This is a genomic window from Pseudoflavonifractor sp. 60 (assembly GCF_009911645.1).
Lineage (GTDB): Bacteria > Bacillota > Clostridia > Oscillospirales > Oscillospiraceae > Lawsonibacter.
Map to the genome: position 1 here is coordinate 1 of NZ_QWKI01000290.1, position 5592 is coordinate 5592.

Below are 5592 nucleotides of genomic sequence, written 5' to 3' on the forward strand. Positions count from 1 at the left end.
GCCGCCGTCTTAACCGCTTGACCAACGGGCCATATGGTGCGCCTTCAGGGATTCGAACCCGGGACCCACTGATTAAGAGTCAGTTGCTCTACCAACTGAGCTAAAGGCGCATTTCCTCTTGCGCATCCTCCTGCGCCCTGAAAACCGAACAGTGAAACAAACTCTCCATTACTTACAAGCGCCTGCATTTCTCATGCTCACAACCAATTGTAGGTCAAGCCCTCGGCTTATTAGTATCGGTCAGCTACACACCTTACAGTGCTTCCACCTCCGACCTATCAACGACATAGTCTACATCGAGCCTTACTCCTGAAAGGATGAGAGATCTTATCTTAGGGGGAGTTTCACGCTTAGATGCTTTCAGCGTTTATCTCGTCCAGACGTAGCTACCCAGCTGTGCCCTTGGCAGGACAACTGATGCACCAGAGGTCTGTCCATCCCGGTCCTCTCGTACTAAGGACAGCTCCCTTCAAATCTCTTACGCCCGCAACAGATAGGGACCGAACTGTCTCACGACGTTCTGAACCCAGCTCGCGTGCCACTTTAATCGGCGAACAGCCGAACCCTTGGGACCGAATTCAGCCCCAGGATGTGACGAGCCGACATCGAGGTGCCAAACCTCCCCGTCGCTGTGGACGCTTGGGGGAGATCAGCCTGTTATCCCCAGGGTAGCTTTTATCCGTTGAGCGACGGCACTTCCACTTGCATACCGCCGGATCACTAACTCCAACTTTCGTTACTGCTCGGCCCGTCGGCCTCGCAGTTAGGCTCGTTTATGCGTTTACACTCACTGCACGATTTCCGTCCGTGCTGAACGAACCTTTGAGCGCCTCCGTTACCTTTTAGGAGGCGACCGCCCCAGTCAAACTGCCCACCTAACAGTGTCCCCCGACCAGATTCATGGCCGCAGGTTAGAAAACCAGTAATTGAAGGGTGGTATCCCAAGGGTGGCTCCACCTGAGCTGACGCCCCGGCTTCTAAGCCTCCCACCTATCCTGTACATCAATTACCAATCCTCAGTATTAAGCTACAGTAAAGCTCCATGGGGTCTTTCCGTCTAGTTGCGGGTAACCGGCATCTTCACCGGTACTACAATTTCGCCGGGTGGGCTGTTGAGACAGCGCCCAAATCGTTACGCCATTCGTGCGGGTCAGAACTTACCTGACAAGGAATTTCGCTACCTTAGGACCGTTATAGTTACGGCCGCCGTTTACTGGGGCTTCAATTCAGACCTTCGCTTGCGCTAAGCCCTCCTCTTAACCTTCCAGCACCGGGCAGGCGTCAGCCCATATACGTCATCTTTCGATTTAGCATAGACCTGTGTTTTTGGTAAACAGTCGCTTGGGCCTATTCTCTGCGGCCCCCATTTCAGGGGCTCCCCTTATCCCGAAGTTACGGGGTAATTTTGCCGAGTTCCTTAACAACCCTTCTCCCGTTGGCCTTAGGATCCTCTCCTCATCTACCTGTGTCGGTTTGCGGTACGGGCACCTTAGCATTCCCTAGAGCTTTTCTCGCCTCGTCATTCACTGGCTTCCCTACTTAATTTCGGTCCCTTTCGCCCGGGTCAACCAACGCCCGGGTCCAGCTAGCTCCAAGTGTCCCTCTAGTTTAAGTTTCGGTGGCTACGGAATTTCAACCGTATGTGCATCGACTACGCCTCTCGGCCTCGCCTTAGCTCCCGGCTTACCTTGGGCGGACGAACCTTCCCCAAGAAACCTTAGATTTTCGGCCATTATGATTCCCACATAATTCTCGCTACTCATTCCGGCATTCTCACTCGAATGAAGTCCACCACTGCTTCCGCTATGACTTCACCCCTCATTCGACGCTCCCCTACCACGCATTGCTGCATCCCAAGCTTCGGTTATACGCTTAGCCCCGTTACATTTTCCGCGCAGAGTCACTCGACCAGTGAGCTATTACGCACTCTTTTAATGAGTGGCTGCTTCTAAGCCAACATCCTGGTTGTTTTCGCAACTCCACATCGTTTTCCACTTAGCGTATATTAGGGACCTTAGCTGTGGGTCTGGGCTGTTTCCCTTTTGACCACGAGACTTATCTCACGTAGTCTGACTGCTGATCATCAATTAGCCGGCATTCAGAGTTTGATAGGGTTCAGTAACTTTATCAGCCCCTAGCCCATTCAGTGCTTTACCTCCGGTAATCTAAATCAACGCTAGCCCTAAAGCTATTTCGGGGAGAACCAGCTATCTCCAAGTTCGATTAGAATTTCTCCGCTATCCACAGGTCATCCGCCACCATTGCAACGGGGGTCGGTTCGGTCCTCCATGGAGTTTTACCTCCACTTCAACCTGCCCATGGATAGGTCACCTGGTTTCGGGTCTATTGCACACGACTAAATCGCCCTGTTCAGACTCGGTCTCCCTTCGCCTCCAGTGCTTAACACCTTAAGCTTGCCGCGTACAATAACTCGCCGGACCGTTCTACAAAAAGTACCTCATTACACTTTAACGTGCTCTGAGTGCTTGTAAGCACAAGGTTTCAGGTTCTATTTCACTCCCCTCCCGGGGTCCTTTTCACCTTTCCCTCACGGTACTGCTCCTCTATCGGTCATCAAGTAGTATTTAGGGTTGGAGGGTGGTCCCCCCAGTTTCCCACAGGGTTTCACGTGTCCTGCGGTACTCTGGATCCTGACTAAAGTAACTCAGCTTTCGGCTACGGGGCTCTCACCCGCTTTGGCCGACCTTCCCATGCCGTTCGCCTAGCCTATCACTCCGTTCTGTCAGTCCACAACCCCAGAGGATAAATCCTCTGGTTTGCCCTCTTCCGCGTTCGCTCGCCACTACTAGCGGAATCTCTGTTGATTTCTCTTCCTCGCCCTACTTAGATGTTTCAGTTCAGGCGGTTCCCCACCTACGCCTATTTGATTCAACGCAGGCTGACAGAGTATTGCTCTGCCGGGTTTCCCCATTCGGAAATCCGTGGATATAACGCCTATGTGCGGCTCCCCACGGCTTATCGCAGCTTGTCACGTCCTTCTTCGGCTCTTGATGCCAAGGCATTCCCCTTGCGCTCTTTATAGCTTGACCTATTTCTCTTTTCAGAGACATTGGTTCTCACAAGAATTATGCAGGCCTCAGATTTGGTTCATTGTAGTATTTGTGTTACCCTATTTCTTAAAGTTCCACAATTATAACTCTGTTACCTCTCTGTTGCTTGCTCGCAATTTCTTGCTTGCTTCACTATTCAGTTTTCAAGGTGCAGGTTCCAACCTTCTTCAAGGTCAGATTGAAATGCTTAGACGCTTGCCCAAACACTTCAATCCGATCTCGCTGGTGGAGGTTATCGGATTCGAACCGGTGACCCCCTGCTTGCAAAGCAGGTGCTCTACCAACTGAGCTAAACCCCCATCTCCTTTGCAGGTGGTGGGCCCAAGTGGACTCGAACCACCGACCTCACGATTATCAGTCGTGCGCTCTAGCCAGCTGAGCTATGGGCCCGTCTCAGGGGTACACGGTGTGCGCCCTCTAAATTAAACAACGTGACTCCCATTCTTTCACCGAAAGCTGACCTAGGAATGTTACTGACAGAATCTAATCTGCCAGAGGTCTCCTTAGAAAGGAGGTGATCCAGCCGCACCTTCCGATACGGCTACCTTGTTACGACTTCACCCCAATTATCGAACCCACCTTCGGCCGCGCCCCCTCGTTAAAGTTAGGCTACGGACTTCGGGTGTTCCCGACTCTCATGGTGTGACGGGCGGTGTGTACAAGGCCCGGGAACGTATTCACCGCGGCATGCTGATCCGCGATTACTAGCGATTCCAACTTCACGCAGGCGGGTTGCAGCCTGCGATCCGAACTGGGATGGCTTTTAGGGATTTGCTCCACCTCGCGGTTTTGCCTCCCTCTGTTAACCACCATTGTAGTACGTGTGTGGCCCAGGACATAAGGGGCATGATGATTTGACGTCGTCCCCACCTTCCTCCGTTTTGTCAACGGCAGTCTCGCTAGAGTGCTCTTGCGTAGCAACTAACAATAAGGGTTGCGCTCGTTGCGGGACTTAACCCAACATCTCACGACACGAGCTGACGACAACCATGCACCACCTGTCACCGATGTCTCCGAAGAGAAAAGTGTATCTCTACACCGGTCATCGGGATGTCAAGCCCTGGTAAGGTTCTTCGCGTTGCTTCGAATTAAACCACATACTCCACCGCTTGTGCGGGCCCCCGTCAATTCCTTTGAGTTTCAACCTTGCGATCGTACTCCCCAGGTGGGATACTTATTGTGTTAACTGCGGCACGGAGGGGGTCAGTCCCCCCACACCTAGTATCCATCGTTTACAGCGTGGACTACCAGGGTATCTAATCCTGTTTGCTCCCCACGCTTTCGCGCCTCAGCGTCAGTTGCTGTCCAGCAGACCGCCTTCGCCACTGGTGTTCCTCCTAATATCTACGCATTTCACCGCTACACTAGGAATTCCGTCTGCCTCTCCAGTACTCAAGAAAAACAGTTTCAAATGCAGGCCACAGGTTGAGCCCGTGGTTTTCACATCTGACTTGCTTTCCCGCCTACACGCCCTTTACACCCAGTAAATCCGGATAACGCTTGCCACCTACGTATTACCGCGGCTGCTGGCACGTAGTTAGCCGTGGCTTATTCCTCAGGTACCGTCACTTGCTTCGTCCCTGAGAAAAGAAGTTTACAACCCGAAAGCCTTCTTCCTTCACGCGGCGTTGCTGGGTCAGGCTTGCGCCCATTGCCCAATATTCCCCACTGCTGCCTCCCGTAGGAGTCTGGGCCGTGTCTCAGTCCCAATGTGGCCGGCCAACCTCTCAGTCCGGCTACTGATCGTCGCCTTGGTGGGCCGTTACCCCGCCAACTAGCTAATCAGACGCGAGTCCATCTCAGAGCGATAAATCTTTGGCAGTCAGAGCCATGCGACCCAACTGCATCATGCGGTATTAGCAGCTGTTTCCAACTGTTATTCCCCACTCCAAGGCAGGTTACTCACGCGTTACTCACCCGTCCGCCACTAAGGATTCCCTTCAGTTGTCCGAAAACTCCTTCAGGGGTCCTCCGTTCGACTTGCATGTGTTAAGCACGCCGCCAGCGTTCATCCTGAGCCAGGATCAAACTCTCAATAAAATGGTATCTATATGGCCGAAACCAAATAAATCAATCTTATTGAAACTAAACCTTAGCTTCAAAGAATTTTAATTGACGTTGTCCAAACAAGCTTCTTTCAAAGCTCACTTAACAACCAATCCTTCTGGTGCTTCGTGTTTGTCACGTTGTTTAATTTACAAGGTGCACACCGCTCATCAGCGGCGGGCTTTTATCTTACCACACTCAAGAACCTTTGTCAAGAACTTTTTCAAGTTTTTTAAAACTTTTTTCGTTCTCTCGTTCGGGATTCTTTCGCTGGTCGCTGCTGTCGCAACGGATTCACATTTTAGCACTTCGTTCAGCCTTTGTCAAGAACTTTTTTCAAGTTTTTTAAAACTTTTTTCGTCCTTACCGGCCTGGCTCTATATGTCCGTTCGCTCTCGCAACGGTTTCATATATTACCACACCGCCCAGCCTTTGTCAAGAACTTTTTTCGACTTTTTTCAAAGTTTTTTGTCCT

3 tRNA genes and 2 rRNA genes are annotated in these 5592 nt (G+C 51.6%); all 5 read right to left on the reverse strand.

The window, feature by feature from the left end:
• Positions 1-34: 34 nt before the first annotated feature.
• Positions 35-110, reverse strand: a tRNA-Lys gene (locus tag D1646_RS21655).
• A 100-nt stretch (positions 111-210) separates the two neighbouring features.
• Positions 211-3050, reverse strand: a 23S ribosomal RNA gene (locus tag D1646_RS21660).
• Positions 3051-3294: 244 nt separating this feature from the next.
• A tRNA-Ala gene (locus D1646_RS21665) sits at positions 3295-3370 on the reverse strand.
• A gap of 14 nt (positions 3371-3384) precedes the next feature.
• Positions 3385-3461: transfer RNA gene (locus D1646_RS21670), tRNA-Ile, on the reverse strand.
• Positions 3462-3578: 117 nt separating this feature from the next.
• Positions 3579-5111: ribosomal RNA gene (locus tag D1646_RS21675) — 16S ribosomal RNA — on the reverse strand.
• The 16S and 23S rRNA genes sit together here with 3 tRNA genes alongside, the layout of an rRNA operon.
• Between the last annotated feature and the right edge of the window lie 481 nt (positions 5112-5592).